Annotated in this window: 13 protein-coding genes; 11 read left to right on the top strand and 2 right to left on the bottom strand. The window is 47.0% G+C overall.

Annotation, left to right across the window (positions count from 1 at the left end; genetic code table 11):
- Window positions 1–12: 12 nt before the first annotated feature.
- Window positions 13–750 carry a 16S rRNA (uracil(1498)-N(3))-methyltransferase gene (locus tag D3795_RS06605; RefSeq protein WP_156267261.1) on the bottom strand — a complete coding sequence of 246 codons (738 nt, stop codon included), beginning with the start codon at window positions 748–750 and terminating at the stop codon, window positions 13–15.
- A gap of 139 nt (window positions 751–889) precedes the next feature.
- On the opposite strand from D3795_RS06605, the gene D3795_RS06600 reads away from it, so the two are divergent.
- The 8 genes from D3795_RS06600 (at window position 890) to D3795_RS06565 (ending at window position 11,353) form a co-directional block, all read left to right on the top strand.
- On the top strand, window positions 890–2,728 hold the full coding sequence (locus D3795_RS06600) for a M1 family metallopeptidase (protein WP_310942447.1): 1,839 nt from the start codon (window positions 890–892) through the stop codon (window positions 2,726–2,728).
- 9 nt (window positions 2,729–2,737) lie between these two features.
- Window positions 2,738–3,793: an NAD(P)-dependent alcohol dehydrogenase gene (locus D3795_RS06595; RefSeq protein ID WP_156267259.1), complete on the top strand. Its 1,056-nt coding sequence runs from the start codon at window positions 2,738–2,740 to the stop codon at window positions 3,791–3,793.
- A 94-nt stretch (window positions 3,794–3,887) separates the two neighbouring features.
- On the top strand, window positions 3,888–5,036 hold the full coding sequence (metK, locus tag D3795_RS06590) for a methionine adenosyltransferase (RefSeq protein ID WP_156267257.1): 1,149 nt from the start codon (window positions 3,888–3,890) through the stop codon (window positions 5,034–5,036).
- Between the two features lie 79 nt (window positions 5,037–5,115).
- A complete protein-coding gene (tkt, locus tag D3795_RS06585) occupies window positions 5,116–7,134 on the top strand; it encodes a transketolase (RefSeq protein ID WP_156267255.1) in 2,019 nt (672 codons plus the stop codon).
- Entirely contained in the window at window positions 7,125–8,150 is a 1,026-nt protein-coding gene (gene epd, locus D3795_RS06580) for an erythrose-4-phosphate dehydrogenase (protein WP_156267253.1), read from the top strand. The genes tkt and epd overlap by 10 nt, the downstream gene beginning before the upstream one ends.
- Before the next feature lie 34 nt (window positions 8,151–8,184).
- The gene (locus tag D3795_RS06575; RefSeq protein ID WP_156267251.1) at window positions 8,185–9,369 is read left to right on the top strand and encodes a phosphoglycerate kinase; all 1,185 of its coding nucleotides are present in this window, start codon (window positions 8,185–8,187) and stop codon (window positions 9,367–9,369) included.
- A gap of 36 nt (window positions 9,370–9,405) precedes the next feature.
- Window positions 9,406–10,470 carry a class II fructose-bisphosphate aldolase gene (gene fba / locus D3795_RS06570; protein ID WP_156267249.1) on the top strand — a complete coding sequence of 355 codons (1,065 nt, stop codon included), beginning with the start codon at window positions 9,406–9,408 and terminating at the stop codon, window positions 10,468–10,470.
- A gap of 88 nt (window positions 10,471–10,558) precedes the next feature.
- On the top strand, window positions 10,559–11,353 hold the full coding sequence (locus D3795_RS06565) for a DUF481 domain-containing protein (RefSeq protein ID WP_310942448.1): 795 nt from the start codon (window positions 10,559–10,561) through the stop codon (window positions 11,351–11,353).
- A gap of 32 nt (window positions 11,354–11,385) precedes the next feature.
- On the opposite strand, the gene D3795_RS06560 is transcribed toward D3795_RS06565, so the two are convergent.
- Window positions 11,386–12,132, bottom strand: a complete 747-nt coding sequence (locus D3795_RS06560; RefSeq protein WP_156267247.1) for a TerC family protein — start codon at window positions 12,130–12,132, stop codon at window positions 11,386–11,388.
- Window positions 12,133–12,302: 170 nt separating this feature from the next.
- Here D3795_RS06560 and D3795_RS06555 point away from each other — a divergent pair, with 170 nt between their 5' ends.
- From D3795_RS06555 to queA, 3 genes are all read left to right on the top strand, one after another.
- Window positions 12,303–12,983 (top strand): TIGR00153 family protein, encoded by a 681-nt coding sequence (locus D3795_RS06555; protein ID WP_156267245.1) that lies wholly within the window; start codon window positions 12,303–12,305, stop codon window positions 12,981–12,983.
- A gap of 15 nt (window positions 12,984–12,998) precedes the next feature.
- Window positions 12,999–14,267 (top strand): inorganic phosphate transporter, encoded by a 1,269-nt coding sequence (locus D3795_RS06550; protein WP_156267243.1) that lies wholly within the window; start codon window positions 12,999–13,001, stop codon window positions 14,265–14,267.
- 212 nt (window positions 14,268–14,479) lie between these two features.
- The gene (gene queA, locus D3795_RS06545) at window positions 14,480–15,526 is read left to right on the top strand and encodes a tRNA preQ1(34) S-adenosylmethionine ribosyltransferase-isomerase QueA (protein WP_156267241.1); all 1,047 of its coding nucleotides are present in this window, start codon (window positions 14,480–14,482) and stop codon (window positions 15,524–15,526) included.
- The last annotated feature ends 21 nt before the right edge of the window (window positions 15,527–15,547 follow it).

Raw genomic sequence — 15,547 nt, 5'->3', positions numbered from 1 at the left:
TCTAGCCAACAGTTAGGCGAGGTCGCCAAATTGATATTGAATAATACTTAAAGCCGTTAGTGCAGCCGTTTCGGTGCGCAGAATACGAGGGCCAAGGCGAACCGGTAAAAAGCTATGTTCACTGGCGCTTGTCACTTCTTGCTCGGTGAGACCACCCTCAGGGCCGATAAAAAGCGTCAACTTCTTCGGTTGTTCGGCGAGATCGCGCAGAGGCTTTTCAGCATAAGGGTCAAGTGTTAAGCGAAGCCCTTCGGGCAACTGCGTCAACCATTGGTTGAATGACACTGGCGTATGTACTGTTGGAACCTTGCTGCGGCCACTTTGTTCACACGCGGCGATTACTATTTTTTGCCATTGTTGTTGTTTTTTCAACAAGCGCTCGCCGCTGAGCTTTACCCCACAGCGTTCCGTAAATAGCGGCGTGATTTCAGCGACGCCTAATTCCACCGATTTTTGCAGCACAAAATCCATGCGGTCGCCTCGCGAAATACCCTGGGCGAGATGAATGTGCACAGCTGATTCCGTTGCATTGGCTTCCATATCTTCGATTTGCACCACAACCGAGCGCTTTGACGATTCAATAATTGTCGCAGCATAATTACTGCCGTCACCATTAAAAAGTTCAAGTTGCTGTCCTGCGTTCATGCGTAGAACGCGACCAACATGATTCGCTGCATCGGCTTCAAGCTCAATCGTTTCGCCGATGGCCCAATGGCTCGAGGCGGCTTGGTAAATGCGTGGAATGCGCATGAAAGGTAAACCCTTCTGTGTATCCAAAGTTGTTTGCATCTTATCATTCAGCGGAAAGTTTGACAGCTTGAAAAAATTTGATTTTGTTGAACATCCAACCGATCATGGTTCAAGCGTGATAACCAAGGAGATGAATTACATGTATCTGTCGCGATTCGTAATGTCGTTGAGCTTTGTTGTAGCTTTGCTGGTAGGTAGCCCTGCACAAGCTGAAGATGTGCACAGTTACGCACGATTGAACCAAGTATCAACACCTCACCTCGATCTCAATTTAACCGTTGATTTCGAAGCGCGTAAATTGAAAGGTCATGCAACCTATACCTTGGCGCGTCACGACGAGACTACCCAACTGTATCTTGATACTAGTGACTTAACGATTGAGCGTGCCGAACTGCTTGTTAATGATCAGTGGCAACCGACGAAATTCACGTTAGGCGATGTGCATCCAAGCCTTGGGCGCGAACTCATTGTTGATATTGGTAGCGTGGCTAAAAAAGTACGTATTCATTACCAAACCGCACCAACCGCAAGTGGCTTGCAATGGCTCACACCAGAGCAGACGGCGGGTAAACAGCACCCGTTCATGTTTAGTCAGTCACAACCGATACACTCACGTAGCTGGATTCCGATTCAAGACAGCCCAGCGTTGCGGTTGACCTACAACGCCACCATTACCACACCGAAAGACCTGTTGGCGGTGATGAGTGCTGACAACAGCTTGAGCGATGAGCGCCCTGGTACCTATGAATTCACCATGCCTCAGCCAATTCCGCCGTACTTAATTGCGATTGCCGCCGGTGACTTAGCCATTAAATCAATAAGCGATAATGTCGCAGTATTCGCCGAACAGTACATTTTAGATGATGCTGCTTGGGAGTTTGCGGATACTCCGGCAATGATTGAAACAACGGAAGCGATGTACGGGCCATATCGCTGGGATCGATACGATTTACTGATTCTGCCGCCGAGCTTTCCGTTTGGTGGTATGGAGAATCCGCGCTTATCATTTATTACCCCAACGGTTGTGGCTGGCGATCGCAGTTTAGTGAATTTGATTGCACATGAACTAGCCCATAGTTGGTCCGGTAATCTTGTGACCAATGCGAGTTGGCGAGATCTTTGGATTAACGAAGGCTTCACCAGCTACGTTGAAAACCGCATCATGGAAGCTTTGTTTGGTGAGCGTCGCGCGAATATGGAACTCGCGCTCGGGTATCAAGACTTGCTGGGCGACTTAGAGCGTCTAAGACCGCAGGATACTGTTCTTAATATCGATTTAGGTACCCGTCACCCTGATGACGTTTTCTCGCAAGTTCCTTATGTGAAGGGCCAATTGTTTTTGGTTTACCTCGAGCAAAAATTTGGTCGTGAGATGTTCGATAAGTTTTTGCGCCAGTACTTTGATGATTTTGCGTTTCAGAGTATTTCAACCGAGCAATTTAAAACTTACTTAAAACGTGAACTCCTCGATAAAAAACCAAACACCGTCGCCATGAGTAAAATCAATGAGTGGTTGCATGAGCCAGGTTTACCAGAAGACGCCCCTAAACCGAACTCCGATGCGTTCGCTCAAGTAGAGCAGCAGATGCAACGTTGGCTGAAAGGTGGTCAATTACAAACCGATGCGTGGACCACCCATGAGTGGTTGCACTTTATTAATAACCTGCCACTGGATATTTCAGCGAACAACATGGCGCGCCTCGACCGCGAATTTAGCTTAACTGAGAGCCAGAATAGTGAAATTGCACACGCCTGGTTAAAACTCGCGATTGTGAAAAAATATGAACCAGCACGTGAGAGATTGCGTAGTTACTTGCTAACTATCGGACGGAATAAATTGGTGAGCCCGCTTTACCGTGAATTAGCGAAAACACCAGATAATTTAAAATGGGCGCGAGAAGTCTATGAGCAAGCGAAACCAGGCTATCACCCATTAACCCAAACCGTGAATGAAGCATTGTTATACGGTGAAAACTAAGGAGTAAACATGCCAAAAGCATTAGGATTTGCGGCCCAAGCAGCCGATAAGCCGCTTGAATATTTCGAGTTCGAGCGTCGTGACCCGACCGCGAACGATGTTGAAATAGAGATAGCCTACTGCGGCGTTTGTCACTCTGATTTACACCAAGCTCGTAACGAGTGGGGTGGAACAGTGTTTCCATGTGTGCCGGGCCATGAAATTGTCGGCAAGGTGACGCGCGTTGGCAGTAAGGTCACAAAGTACCAAGTTGGCGATACCGTTGGTGTGGGTTGCATGGTGGATTCATGCCGCACTTGTGCCAACTGTGAAGATGGCTACGAGCAATATTGCGATAATGGTTTTGTTGGAACCTATAACGGTGAAGACAAACACTCGGGTGGTGTGACATTCGGTGGTTATTCGAATCGCATTACCGTTGACGAAGATTTCGTTTTAAAAGTATCCGACAAGCTTGATCTCGCTGGCGTTGCGCCGCTACTTTGTGCTGGTATCACGACTTATTCGCCATTACGTCACTGGGGTGTGCGTGAAGGCCATAAAGTTGGTGTGGTTGGCTTAGGTGGGCTTGGCCATATGGCGGTGAAAATAGCGAAGGCGATGGGAGCTGAAGTAGTGCTATTTACCACATCACCAAGCAAAGTTGATGATGCCAAACGTCTTGGTGCAGATCATGTGGTGATTTCAAAAGACGAAGAGCAAATGAAAGCGTGGCGTAATCGCCTAGACTTCATTCTTAACACGGTGGCAGCGCCACACGATCTGGATGCCTACCTCACGTTATTGCGTCTAAATGGCACCATGACATTGGTGGGTGTTCCGGCAGAATCACATCCGTCACCGGCAGTTTATAACTTAATCGCCAAACGTCGCAGCTTAGCTGGCTCGTTAATTGGTGGTATTGCAGAAACCCAAGAAATGCTGGATTTCTGTGCGGAGCATGGCATCACCTCAGACATTGAAATGATTGCTATGGATGACATTAACGAAGCGTATGAGCGCATGCTCAAAAGCGACGTGAAGTATCGCTTTGTTATTGATATGGCGACGTTAAAACAGAAATAAAGACTTTTAGACGTCTAAATGTAGAAAAGTGGGCGTGGTTCAGTTAAACTACGCCCACTTTTTTCTTCCCAACTTTGATTAGAGATTGCAAAGCATGGCACAGCATTTATTCACTTCTGAATCAGTATCAGAGGGTCATCCAGACAAAATTGCCGACCAAATTTCTGACGCGGTACTTGATGCGATACTTACCCAAGACCCACGCGCACGTGTTGCCTGTGAGACCTATGTGAAAACTGGCATGGTACTTGTTGGTGGTGAAATCAATACCAACGCTTGGGTCGATATTGAAGAAATCACGCGTAACACGGTTCGGGACATTGGCTATGTGCACTCGGACATGGGCTTTGATGCGGACTCGTGTGCGGTACTCAATGCCATTGGTAAGCAATCACCAGATATTAACCAAGGGGTTGATCGTGGCTCGTTAGAAGAGCAAGGTGCTGGCGACCAAGGTTTGATGTTTGGCTATGCCTCGAATGAAACAGACGTGCTGATGCCAGCACCAATCACTTACGCACATCGTTTAGTGCAGCGCCAAGCAGAAGTTCGCAAAAATGGGACATTGCCGTGGTTGCGCCCTGATGCGAAATCTCAGTTAACCTTTATTTATGAAGATGGCCGTCCGGTGGGAATCGATGCGGTCGTGTTATCTACGCAACATCATCAAGATATCAGCCAAAAGGATCTCCGCGAAGCGGTGATTGAAACGATTATCAAACCAGTATTACCTGAAGAGTGGTTCCCGAAAAGCCAAGAGCGTATCTTTATCAACCCAACTGGCAAGTTTGTCATCGGCGGGCCAATGGGCGATTGTGGTTTAACCGGTCGTAAAATTATCGTTGATACGTACGGTGGTATGGCACGTCATGGTGGTGGTGCATTCTCTGGTAAAGATCCGTCAAAAGTGGATCGCAGTGCCGCTTATGCTGCACGTTATGTGGCGAAAAATTTAGTCGCAGCAGGTTTAGCTGAACGCCTTGAAATTCAAGTATCGTATGCCATTGGTGTTGCAGAGCCGACCTCAATTAGCATTGAAACGTTCGGAACCAGTGCGCACAGCGAAGAAAAATTGATTGCTTTAGTACGTAAGCATTTTGACCTGCGCCCATACGGTTTAATTCAAATGCTCGACCTCGAACGCCCAATTTATCAGCCAACCGCGGCTTATGGCCACTTCGGTCGTGATGAGTTCCCGTGGGAAAAAACGGATAAGGTTGAAGCGCTCCGAGCTGATATCTAATTTGCGTCAAAGCCCCGAATTGTGGAGAATACGCGCACCATTTGTGCATTTTTCCTTACGCTAAAATTCGGGGTTTGTTATGACAACAGCAGTAACTGAGCGAAAATACCTAGCCAATGCTATTCGTGCGTTAAGCATGGATGCCGTGCAGCAAGCGAATTCTGGGCATCCGGGCGCGCCTATGGGCATGGCGGATATCGCCGAAGTGCTGTGGCGTGACTTCTTAAAACATAACCCTGCCAACCCGAATTGGGCCGACCGTGACCGGTTTGTTTTATCAAATGGTCACGGCTCGATGTTAATTTATTCACTTTTACACCTCACGGGCTATGAACTTAGTCTTGATGAATTAAAAAATTTCCGTCAATTGCACTCAAAAACACCAGGTCACCCTGAGTATGGTTATGCGCCAGGTATTGAAACCACAACGGGCCCACTCGGACAAGGTGTGACTAACGCGGTTGGTATGGCGCTTGCCGAAAAAACCTTAGCGGCACAATTTAATCGTCCAGGTCACGACGTCATTGATCACTACACCTATACGTTTCTTGGCGACGGCTGCTTGATGGAAGGTATTTCTCATGAAGCATGTTCGCTAGCTGGAACGTTAGGCCTTGGAAAATTAATCGCATTTTATGACGATAACGGCATTTCAATTGACGGTGAGGTTGAAGGTTGGTTTACCGATGATACGGTGAAACGCTTTGAAGCTTATAACTGGCATGTCATTGCTGATGTTGATGGGCATGACGCCTCGGCAGTGAAAGCCGCCGTTGAAGCCGCTCGTGCCGAAACCAGCAAGCCAACGCTGATTATCTGTAAAACTATTATTGGCTTTGGTGCGCCGAACAAGCAAGGCACAGAAAGCTGTCATGGCGCGCCATTGGGTGCGGATGAAATTGCGGCAGCGCGTAAACAATTAGGCTGGCAACACGGGCTATTTGAAATTCCGGCAGATGTTTACGAAGCATGGTCAGCGAAAGAGGCGGGCGCTTCAGCAGAAGCTGAATGGCAACAACGCTTTAACGCCTATGCAAGTGAATATCCTGAGTTAGCGGCTGAATTAAAACGTCGCTTAGTAGGTGATCTACCAAGTGATTTTGTTGCACAAGCCGATGCTTATATTGCGAAATTGCAAGCCGAACCAGCGGATATTGCGAGCCGTAAAGCATCACAGAATGCATTGAATACCTATGGTCCACTATTGCCTGAGCTGCTTGGTGGTTCTGCTGACTTAGCTGGCTCAAACTTAACCTTATGGAACGGCTCAAAAGGTATTAGCAAAGACGACGCTAGCGGTAATTACGTGTTCTATGGCGTGCGTGAATTTGGAATGTCGGCGATTATGAACGGTATCGCACTGCATGGCGGTTTTACGCCATATGGCGCAACCTTTTTGATGTTCATGGAATATGCGCGCAACGCTGTCCGCATGGCCGCACTGATGAAACAACAAAGTATTTTCGTGTATACCCACGATTCAATAGGTCTTGGTGAAGACGGGCCAACCCATCAACCGGTGGAGCAAATTGCAAGCTTACGTATGACACCAAACATGAGCACGTGGCGCCCATGTGACCAAGTTGAGTCAGCAGTTGCTTGGAAGTACGCATTAATGCGCAAGAATGGGCCGACGTCGTTGATTTTCAGCCGTCAGAATTTGGCTCAACAGCAGCGTGATAAAGACCAGCTTAACAATATCGAGCGTGGCGGTTATGTTTTATTTGATTGTGAACACACGCCTGAGTTGATTCTGATTGCCACAGGTTCTGAAGTTGCACTCGCCGTAAGCGCAGCGAAAACGTTGCAAGCATCAGGGCATCAGGTACGTGTTGTTTCAATGCCGGCAACGGATGTGTTTGAGCAGCAAGATGCTAACTATCGTGAACAAGTGTTACCAAGTTCTGTTGTGAAGCGGATAGCGGTTGAAGCGGGTATTGCCGATTACTGGTACAAATATGTCGGCTTGAATGGTCGTATTATCGGTATGACAAGCTTTGGCGAATCAGCACCAGCCGGCGACTTGTTCAAGCATTTTGGTTTCACAACTGAGAACGTTGTTGCGGCAGCGAAGGAACTATTAAGCGCATGGGTGTAAAACCAGCTCGTATTGGTATCAATGGATTTGGACGTATTGGGCGCAGTGTGCTGCGCTCTTTGTACGAGCGTGGTTATCGCAACCATATGGAAGTTGTTGCGATTAATGAGCTGGCACCGGTTGAGGCGATGGCACACTTATTAAAATACGATACCAGTCATGGTCGTTTTCAAAGCCCAGTTGCTGTGCGTGATGAACATCATCTTGAGGTTGGCGGTGATCGCATTGTCGTGTCAGCAGAAAGCGAAATTCAAAATTTGAATTGGCGTGATTTAGGACTCGACTTGGTTTTAGATTGTACTGGTGTTCATGGTGACCCTGAGCATGGCGCTGCCTATGAAAAAGCCGGCGTTCCAAAGGTGCTCTTTTCGCAGCCGGGTAGTGCAGATTTAGATTTTACCGCAATTTACGGCGTGAACTCAGATGCCATTGAAGCCCAGCATAAATGGGTATCAAATGGCTCTTGTACCACGAACTGTATTGTGCCAGTTATTAAGGTGCTCGATGATGCGTTTGGTATCGACAGTGGCGCTATCACTACGATTCATGCAGCAATGCATGATCAACAAGTCATCGATGCCTATCATACTGACCCGCGGTTAGCGCGCGCTGCTGGGCGTTCGATTATTCCGGTCGATACGCGACTCGCGCGCGGTATTGAACGAATTTTGCCGAAGTTTGCGGGGCGTTTTGAAGCAATCCAAGTGCGCGTGCCCACAACCAATGTTACAGCCATGGATTTGAGCGTAACGGTCAATACATCGGTAACCGTGACACATGTCAATGAAGTGCTATCTGACGCAGCACGCGGCCCGATGGCAAGTATATTAGGTTTCGTGGAAGAGCCATTGGTATCGATTGATTTTAACCATGACCCGCGTTCGAGCATTGTCGATGGCACCCAAACACGCGTCGCTGATAAGCGACTCATTAAAGTATTGTGTTGGTGCGATAACGAGTGGGGATTTGCAAACCGCATGTTAGATACCGCGCAAGTAATGCTTGCTAGGAATTAGTTACTGAATTGAAATTATTAGACGAGGCAAAGATATGTCAGCTGTAATTACCATGGCGGATTTGGATCTTGAAGGATTGCGAGTTCTTATTCGCGAAGATTTAAACGTACCGATTAAGGATGGCAAGGTCGCCTCTGATGCACGTTTACGTGCAGCAATGCCGACTATCCAAGCAGCACTTGATGCCGGCGCAAAAGTGATGGTGATGTCACATTTAGGTCGCCCAGAAGAAGGTGTGTACGACGCTGAGTTCTCTATGCAACCTGTCGTTGACTACTTAAACGACGCATTAGACGTGCCGGTTCGCCTTGCGAAAGATTATCTTGATGGTATCGAAGTCAATAGCAACGAAGTGGTGGTGTTTGAAAACATTCGCTTCAATAAAGGTGAAAAGAAAAACGATGATGTCTTGGCACAAAAGCTAGCAGCTCTGTGTGATGTGTTCGTGATGGATGCATTTGGTACTGCTCACCGTGCGCAGGCCTCAACGCATGGCGTTGCGAAATTCGCGGATGTTGCGTGTGCCGGCCCGTTATTGGCTGCAGAACTGGATGCACTTGGTAAAGCGCTTGCGAACCCAGCTCGTCCGCTGGTAGCCATTGTGGGTGGTTCGAAAGTTTCAACTAAACTCACGGTTCTGGAATCATTATCTAACGTTGTGGATCAATTGATTGTTGGTGGCGGTATAGCCAATACGTTTATTGCTGCCGCCGGCCATAACGTTGGTAAGTCATTGTACGAAGAAGACTTAATTGATGAAGCCAAGCGTCTTGTCGCCGCGGCGCAAGCAAAGGGTGGAGATATCCCACTCCCAAGCGACGTGGTTACTGGTAAAGAGTTTAGCGCTGAAGCTAATGCAGAAACTAAATCTGTCGACAGTATTGCCGCCGATGACATGGTATTTGATATTGGTCCAGATACTGCATCCGCTTTTGCAAAGATTCTTGAACAAGCCGGTACGATTGTGTGGAATGGTCCTGTTGGAGTATTTGAATTCGATCAATTCGGTGAAGGCACCAAAGCTCTCGCTCACGCTATTGCCAACAGCCCAGCGTTTTCGATTGCTGGTGGTGGCGATACACTTGCAGCAATTGATAAGTACGGCATCGCTGATAAAATCAGCTACATCTCAACCGGTGGCGGTGCCTTTTTAGAGTTTTTAGAAGGTAAAAAATTACCTGCTGTCGCGATTCTGGAAGAACGCGCGTTGAACGGCTAATACGCCAAACCCAATAGGAAATTAGGAGAACATTACATGGCATTGATTTCACTACGTCAGTTGCTTGATCATGCAGCTGAAAACAATTACGGCGTACCTGCATTTAACGTGAACAACCTCGAGCAAATGCGCGCCATTATGGAAGCTGCAGATGCAACCGACAGCCCGGTAATCGTGCAAGCTTCAGCTGGCGCACGTAGCTATGCGGGAGCCCCATTTTTGCGTCACCTCATTTTGGCAGCAATTGAAGAGTGGCCACATATTCCAGTGGTTATGCACCAAGATCACGGCACCTCGCCAGCTATTTGTCAGCGTTCAATTCAGCTTGGCTTCAGCTCAGTGATGATGGACGGTTCGTTGAAAGAAGATGGAAAAACACCAGCAGACTACGACTACAACGTGAAAGTCACCCAAGAAGCTGTCGCCATGGCGCACGCTTGTGGTGTTTCGGTTGAAGGCGAATTAGGTGTTTTAGGCTCGCTTGAAACAGGTGAAGCTGGCGAAGAAGACGGTGTTGGTGCAGAAGGTAAATTAACGCATGACCAATTGTTAACCGACCCAGAAGAAGCAGCACAGTTTGTTCGTGCAACGAATGTTGATGCGTTGGCGATTGCTTGCGGAACCTCGCATGGTGCGTATAAGTTCTCGCGTCCACCAACTGGTGATATTTTGGCGATTGATCGCATCAAAGAAATCCATAAGCGCATTCCAAATACGCACTTGGTCATGCACGGTTCATCATCAGTACCGCAAGAGTGGTTAAAGGTAATCAACGAGTTTGGCGGTGAAATTCCAGAAACCTACGGTGTACCAGTAGAGCAAATTGCTGAAGGCATCAAACACGGTGTACGTAAAGTGAATATCGATACCGATTTACGTTTGGCCTCAACCGGTGCGATTCGTCGCCACTTGGCACAAAATACCAGCAACTTTGATCCGCGTAAGTACTTGAAGGCTTCAACTGACGCTATGTACGAAATTTGTAAGGCGCGTTACGAGGCGTTTGGCTGTGCAGGTCAAGCCAGCAAAATTAAAGTAATATCGCTTGAAGACATGTTTAAGCGCTACGAACGGGGCGAATTAGACGCTAAAGTGAACTAAATCTCCCTTAGCAAGCGAAGCCTTAATCTGTATAATAATTAAGGCTTCTTAGGAATGACGAATCAAAGAAAAACGGATGGGGGTCCATGTGCGCTTAACATTATTATCATTAACTCTAGCTACGGCTTTTGGGTTCGCTAGCTCAGCTGCGTCGGCAAGTATTTTTATGTATGACGATGTCAGTGATTTAGATACTGAAACAAAAACGGAATGGGACGCGAGTGCAGAATTGGGCTTGCTGTTCACCTCAGGAAATACCGAAACTGAAACCTTCAAGGCCAAGCTGAATCTTGCTCGCGATGTTGAGAATTGGCGCCACAAAGGGGTCATTGATTACTATCGCTCGGAACAACAAGATCAAGCGACAGGTGATACGATTCTAACCGGCGATAAGACATTCCTGTCAGCACAAAGTAACTACAAATTTGCGCCAGAAAGTCGCTCTTCTGTGTTTGTTTTTGGCTCATATGAAGAAGATAAATTCAGTGGTTACGAGTATCAAGGCACTTTCGCTGTGGGTTATGGTGCACGCTACCGCTATAGCGAAGCATTGTATGCGGACTATGAAGTGGGTCCTGGTTACTCGGTCAATAAACCAATTGTTGGCGGAATTCCACAAGAACAAGAAAGCAGTGCAATTTTGCGTTTTGCGGGTAACCTTGTTTGGGATATCTCGAAGAACTCGAAGTTCAATGCATTAGCCTCAACTGAGGTTGGTGAAGAAAACACCAAGACACGTGCAGAAATTTCTGTTTCCGCGAACGTGAATAGTTCGCTTGCGTTGAAATTCTCAGTAGCAGGCTCTCACAACTCCTATCTTGAAGATGTAACGAAAGAAAAGCTGGATACCGAAACAGCGGTAACCCTCGTTTACTCTTTCTAAGCTTGTTGTGTTGTGACGGATAAAGCGACGGACTAATGTCCGTCGCCAATACGTTTCTTCAAGTGAACAGGCTCGCGACGCTTTCGCACTCGCAAATTCAGTAGTTCTACGCCCAAGCTAAACGCCATCGCAAAATACACGTAGCCTTTTGGAACGTGGAATCCTAAACCTTCGCCAACCAACGTAAAGCCAATAAGAATTAAGAAACTCAACGCGAGCATTTTAATGGTCGGGTGGGCATCGACAAAATCACCAATTGATTTTGCTGCTAATAACATGACTAGTACCGCAACAACCACGGCGATAATCATGACACTCACATGCTCAACTAATCCAACGGCCGTAATAACTGAATCGAGCGAAAACACGATATCGATAACCGCTATTTGCGTGATAATTGCGCCAAAAGTAGCAGCTTTCCCAGCTGACTTTTCGGCTTCGCTTCCCTCAAGCGAGTGATGAATTTCCAACGTACTTTTGGCAAGAAGAAACAGTCCCCCGCCAAGTAAGATCAAATCGCGCCCAGAAAATGAGAATTCGAGAATTGAAAACAACGGCTTCGTCAGCCCCATAACCCAGACTATCGCCAACAGCAATGCAATTCGCATTCCCATCGCGAGCATTAAACCAACTTGGCGCGCTTTCTGACGCTGGGCCTCGGGTAATCTACCAACGAGTATGGAAATAAAAATGATATTGTCGATACCAAGAACTATTTCGAGCAATGTCAGCGTTAATAAAGCGAGCCAAGCTTCGGGCATCATGATCCATTCAAACATGTTCGGTGTCTCTCCTTGAAGAAATGTGACTTATTCACAATAGATAGGTTATTGTTTGAGCACAATGGTTAAATTATTCTTTGCGTGACTAATTAATCTTCGTTAGTATTCGCGCACCTGAAATCAGGTTTAACTTACGTATATATCCGCAGCAACAAAGGCGAACTTTTATGTCTGCAAATTCGTTTCTTGGTGTATTTGCCAAGTCACCGATCAAACCAATGATCGAGCATATTGATCAAGTGCACGATTGTGCAATGACCTTAAAACCTTTTTTCCAAGCTGTCTATGACGGTAACTGGGAAGAAGCTGAAATTCACCGCAAAGAAATCGTCAAAAAAGAAAAAGCAGCAGACGATCTTAAACGCGAAATTCGATTGAACCTCCCTGGCGGTTTATTTATGCCCGTTGAACGTACCGATTTATTAGAATTGGTATCGCAACAAGACCGCATAGCGAATAAAGCGAAAGATATTTCAGGCTTGATGACTGGTCGTGAAATGCAAATTCCTGCCTCGATGGTTGAAGGTTTTGATGCGTATTTGTCGCGTTGTTTAGATGCAACGGATAAAGCGAAAGAAACCATCGGTGAATTTGATGACCTGCTTGAGGTTGGTTTTAAAGGCCGTGAGCGGACTATCGTCGATAAAATGATTTCTGAACTGGACGAAATTGAGCAAGATACTGATGCGCTGCAAGTAAAGCTGCGTCGTCAGTTGCGTGCGCTTGAGCAGGATATGAACCCGCTTGATGCCATGTTCTTGTATCAAATTTTAGATTGGGTTGGTGATTTAGCCGACCTAGCCGAGCGCGTGGGTGCACGTTTTGAGCTCATGCTTGCACGAGTCTAAGTCGGGGTAATTTAGATGGATATTTTAAGCACATATAGCATGACATTGATCGTGCTAGCGGCGGTATTTGGTTTATTTATGGCTTGGGGTATTGGTGCAAATGACGTCGCCAATGCCATGGGAACATCCGTTGGTTCGAAAGCCTTAACCATTAAGCAAGCCATTATTGTTGCGATGATTTTTGAATTTGCTGGCGCCTATTTGGCTGGTGGTGAAGTAACCTCAACTATTCGCAAAGGTATTATTGAGTCAGCCTATTTTGTCGATACCCCAGAATTGCTGGTATTTGGCATGATCGGTTCACTGCTTGCAGCTGGCACTTGGTTGTTAATTGCATCGTGGGCGGGCTGGCCAGTATCAACCACTCACTCAATTATTGGCGCCATTGTCGGCTTCTCAGCCGTTGGTGTTGGTGTTGAGTCGGTAAACTGGGGTTCAGTACTGGGAATTATCGGTAGCTGGGTTATTACGCCGATGATTGCAGGTATTATCGCCTACTTCGTCTTCTTAAGTGCTCAAAAGCTTATTTTTGATAGTGAAAATCCATTGAACATGGCAAAGCGCTATGTGCCTTTTTACATGGCACTGACAGGCTTCATGATTTCGTTGGTGACAATCAAAAAAGGCTTGAAGCACGTTGGTATCGAATTAACCAGTGTTGAAGGGTATTCACTCGCCATTGGTATCGGTATCGTTGTTGGTATCTTGGGTAAAATTCTCATTTCACGTTTGAAATTTGACCCTGCCGCTGACAAAAACATGCATTACACCAACGTTGAGAAAGTATTCGCAATTTTGATGATTGTGACTGCTTGTGCCATGGCATTCGCGCACGGCTCGAATGACGTAGCGAACGCAATTGGTCCACTAGCTGCGGTTGTTAGCGTTGTTGAGAGTGGTGGTGAAATTGCCTCGAAAGCGAAGCTTGCTTGGTGGGTACTTCCGGTTGGTGCTTTTGGTATTGTGCTTGGTTTAGCTATGCTTGGTCGCCGCGTTATTGCGACCATTGGTAAAGGCATCACGCACTTAACGCCAAGCCGCGGTTTCGCCGCTGAATTAGCAGCAGCAACAACCGTTGTTATTGCATCTGGTACAGGTTTGCCAATTTCAACCACACAAACGTTGGTTGGTGCGGTATTAGGTGTTGGTATGGCTCGTGGTATTGCGGCACTTAACTTAGGTGTTGTCCGTAATATCGTGGTGTCGTGGGTAGTGACCCTGCCTGCCGGCGCTATCATGTCGATTGTTTTCTTCTTTATCATTAAAGCCGCGTTTGGCGTTTAATGACTATTGGCATGATAAAAAAGAGCACTTCGGTGCTCTTTTTTTGATCCGTTTTTGAATAAACGATCGTAATTAAAGATGACCGGTCTCCATGGTCGGTTGTCATCTCGTTTTTAGCGCGCCTTCTTCGGCGCGCTTTTTTTTGCCTTCACTTTTTTTCAAGCCGCAAAAACGGTAAAGTACGCGCCAATTGAACTTGTGATGAAACCGCCATGAACGTTAAAGATTTTAGCTTTGAATTACCTGATGAATTAATTGCACGTTATCCACAACCGGAGCGCAGTGCTAGCCGCTTACTGTGTCTGAACGGTACAACTGGTGCGGTGACACATCAAACCTTTAAAAATATTGTGGACCACATTCAAGCGGGTGATCTTCTAATTTTTAACGATACCCGAGTGATACCGGCGCGAATGCTGGGTGAAAAGGTATCTGGCGGTAAAGTTGAAGTGCTGGTTGAGCGGATCATCGATGAGCACCGCGTACTCGCTCATTTGCGTAGCAACCGCTCACCGAAACCTGGCGCAAAAATGATTTTAGAAGGCGCGGTGGAAGTCGAAATGGTCGGCCGCCAGGATGCCTTGTTTGAATTGCAGTTTAATACCGATGAGCCGGTATTAACTGTGCTTGAGCAATATGGGCATATGCCATTGCCACCGTATATCGACCGTCCCGATGAGGACAGCGACCGCGAGCGCTATCAAACCGTCTACAACAAAAAACCTGGTGCGGTGGCTGCACCGACAGCAGGTCTTCACTTCGATGATGCGATATTAGAACAGTTGCGCAAGAAGGGCGCCGAGTTTGCTTATGTCACACTCCATGTGGGTGCCGGAACATTCCAGCCAGTGCGTGTGGATAATATCGAAGAGCATCACATGCATAGTGAATATGCAGAAGTGCCAGAAGAAACCATTGCAGCTATTGAGGCGACACGTCAGCGCGGTGGACGAGTGATTGCTGTTGGTACTACCTCTGTTCGCTCTCTGGAATCGGCAGCACAAGCTGCGAAACAAAAGGGTGAGGCGCTACAACCATTCTTTTCTGACACAGATATTTTTATTTATCCTGGTTATGAATTCCAAATTGTGGATGCCATGATCACGAACTTCCATTTACCAGAATCGACTCTCATTATGTTGGTGTCGGCTTTTGCCGGACGTGAGCACGTGCTCAATGCCTATGCGGAAGCGGTGCAAGAGCGCTACCGCTTCTTTAGTTATGGCGATGCAATGTTTGTGACCCGAACAGAGCGCTAAGGTATACTAAGCGCCTCGGAC

It is taken from the genome of Pseudidiomarina andamanensis (assembly GCF_009734345.1).
Classification (GTDB): domain Bacteria; phylum Pseudomonadota; class Gammaproteobacteria; order Enterobacterales; family Alteromonadaceae; genus Pseudidiomarina; species Pseudidiomarina andamanensis.
Note: the sequence above shows the minus strand (reverse complement) of the source record. Positions and strands in the feature narration are given on the sequence as shown.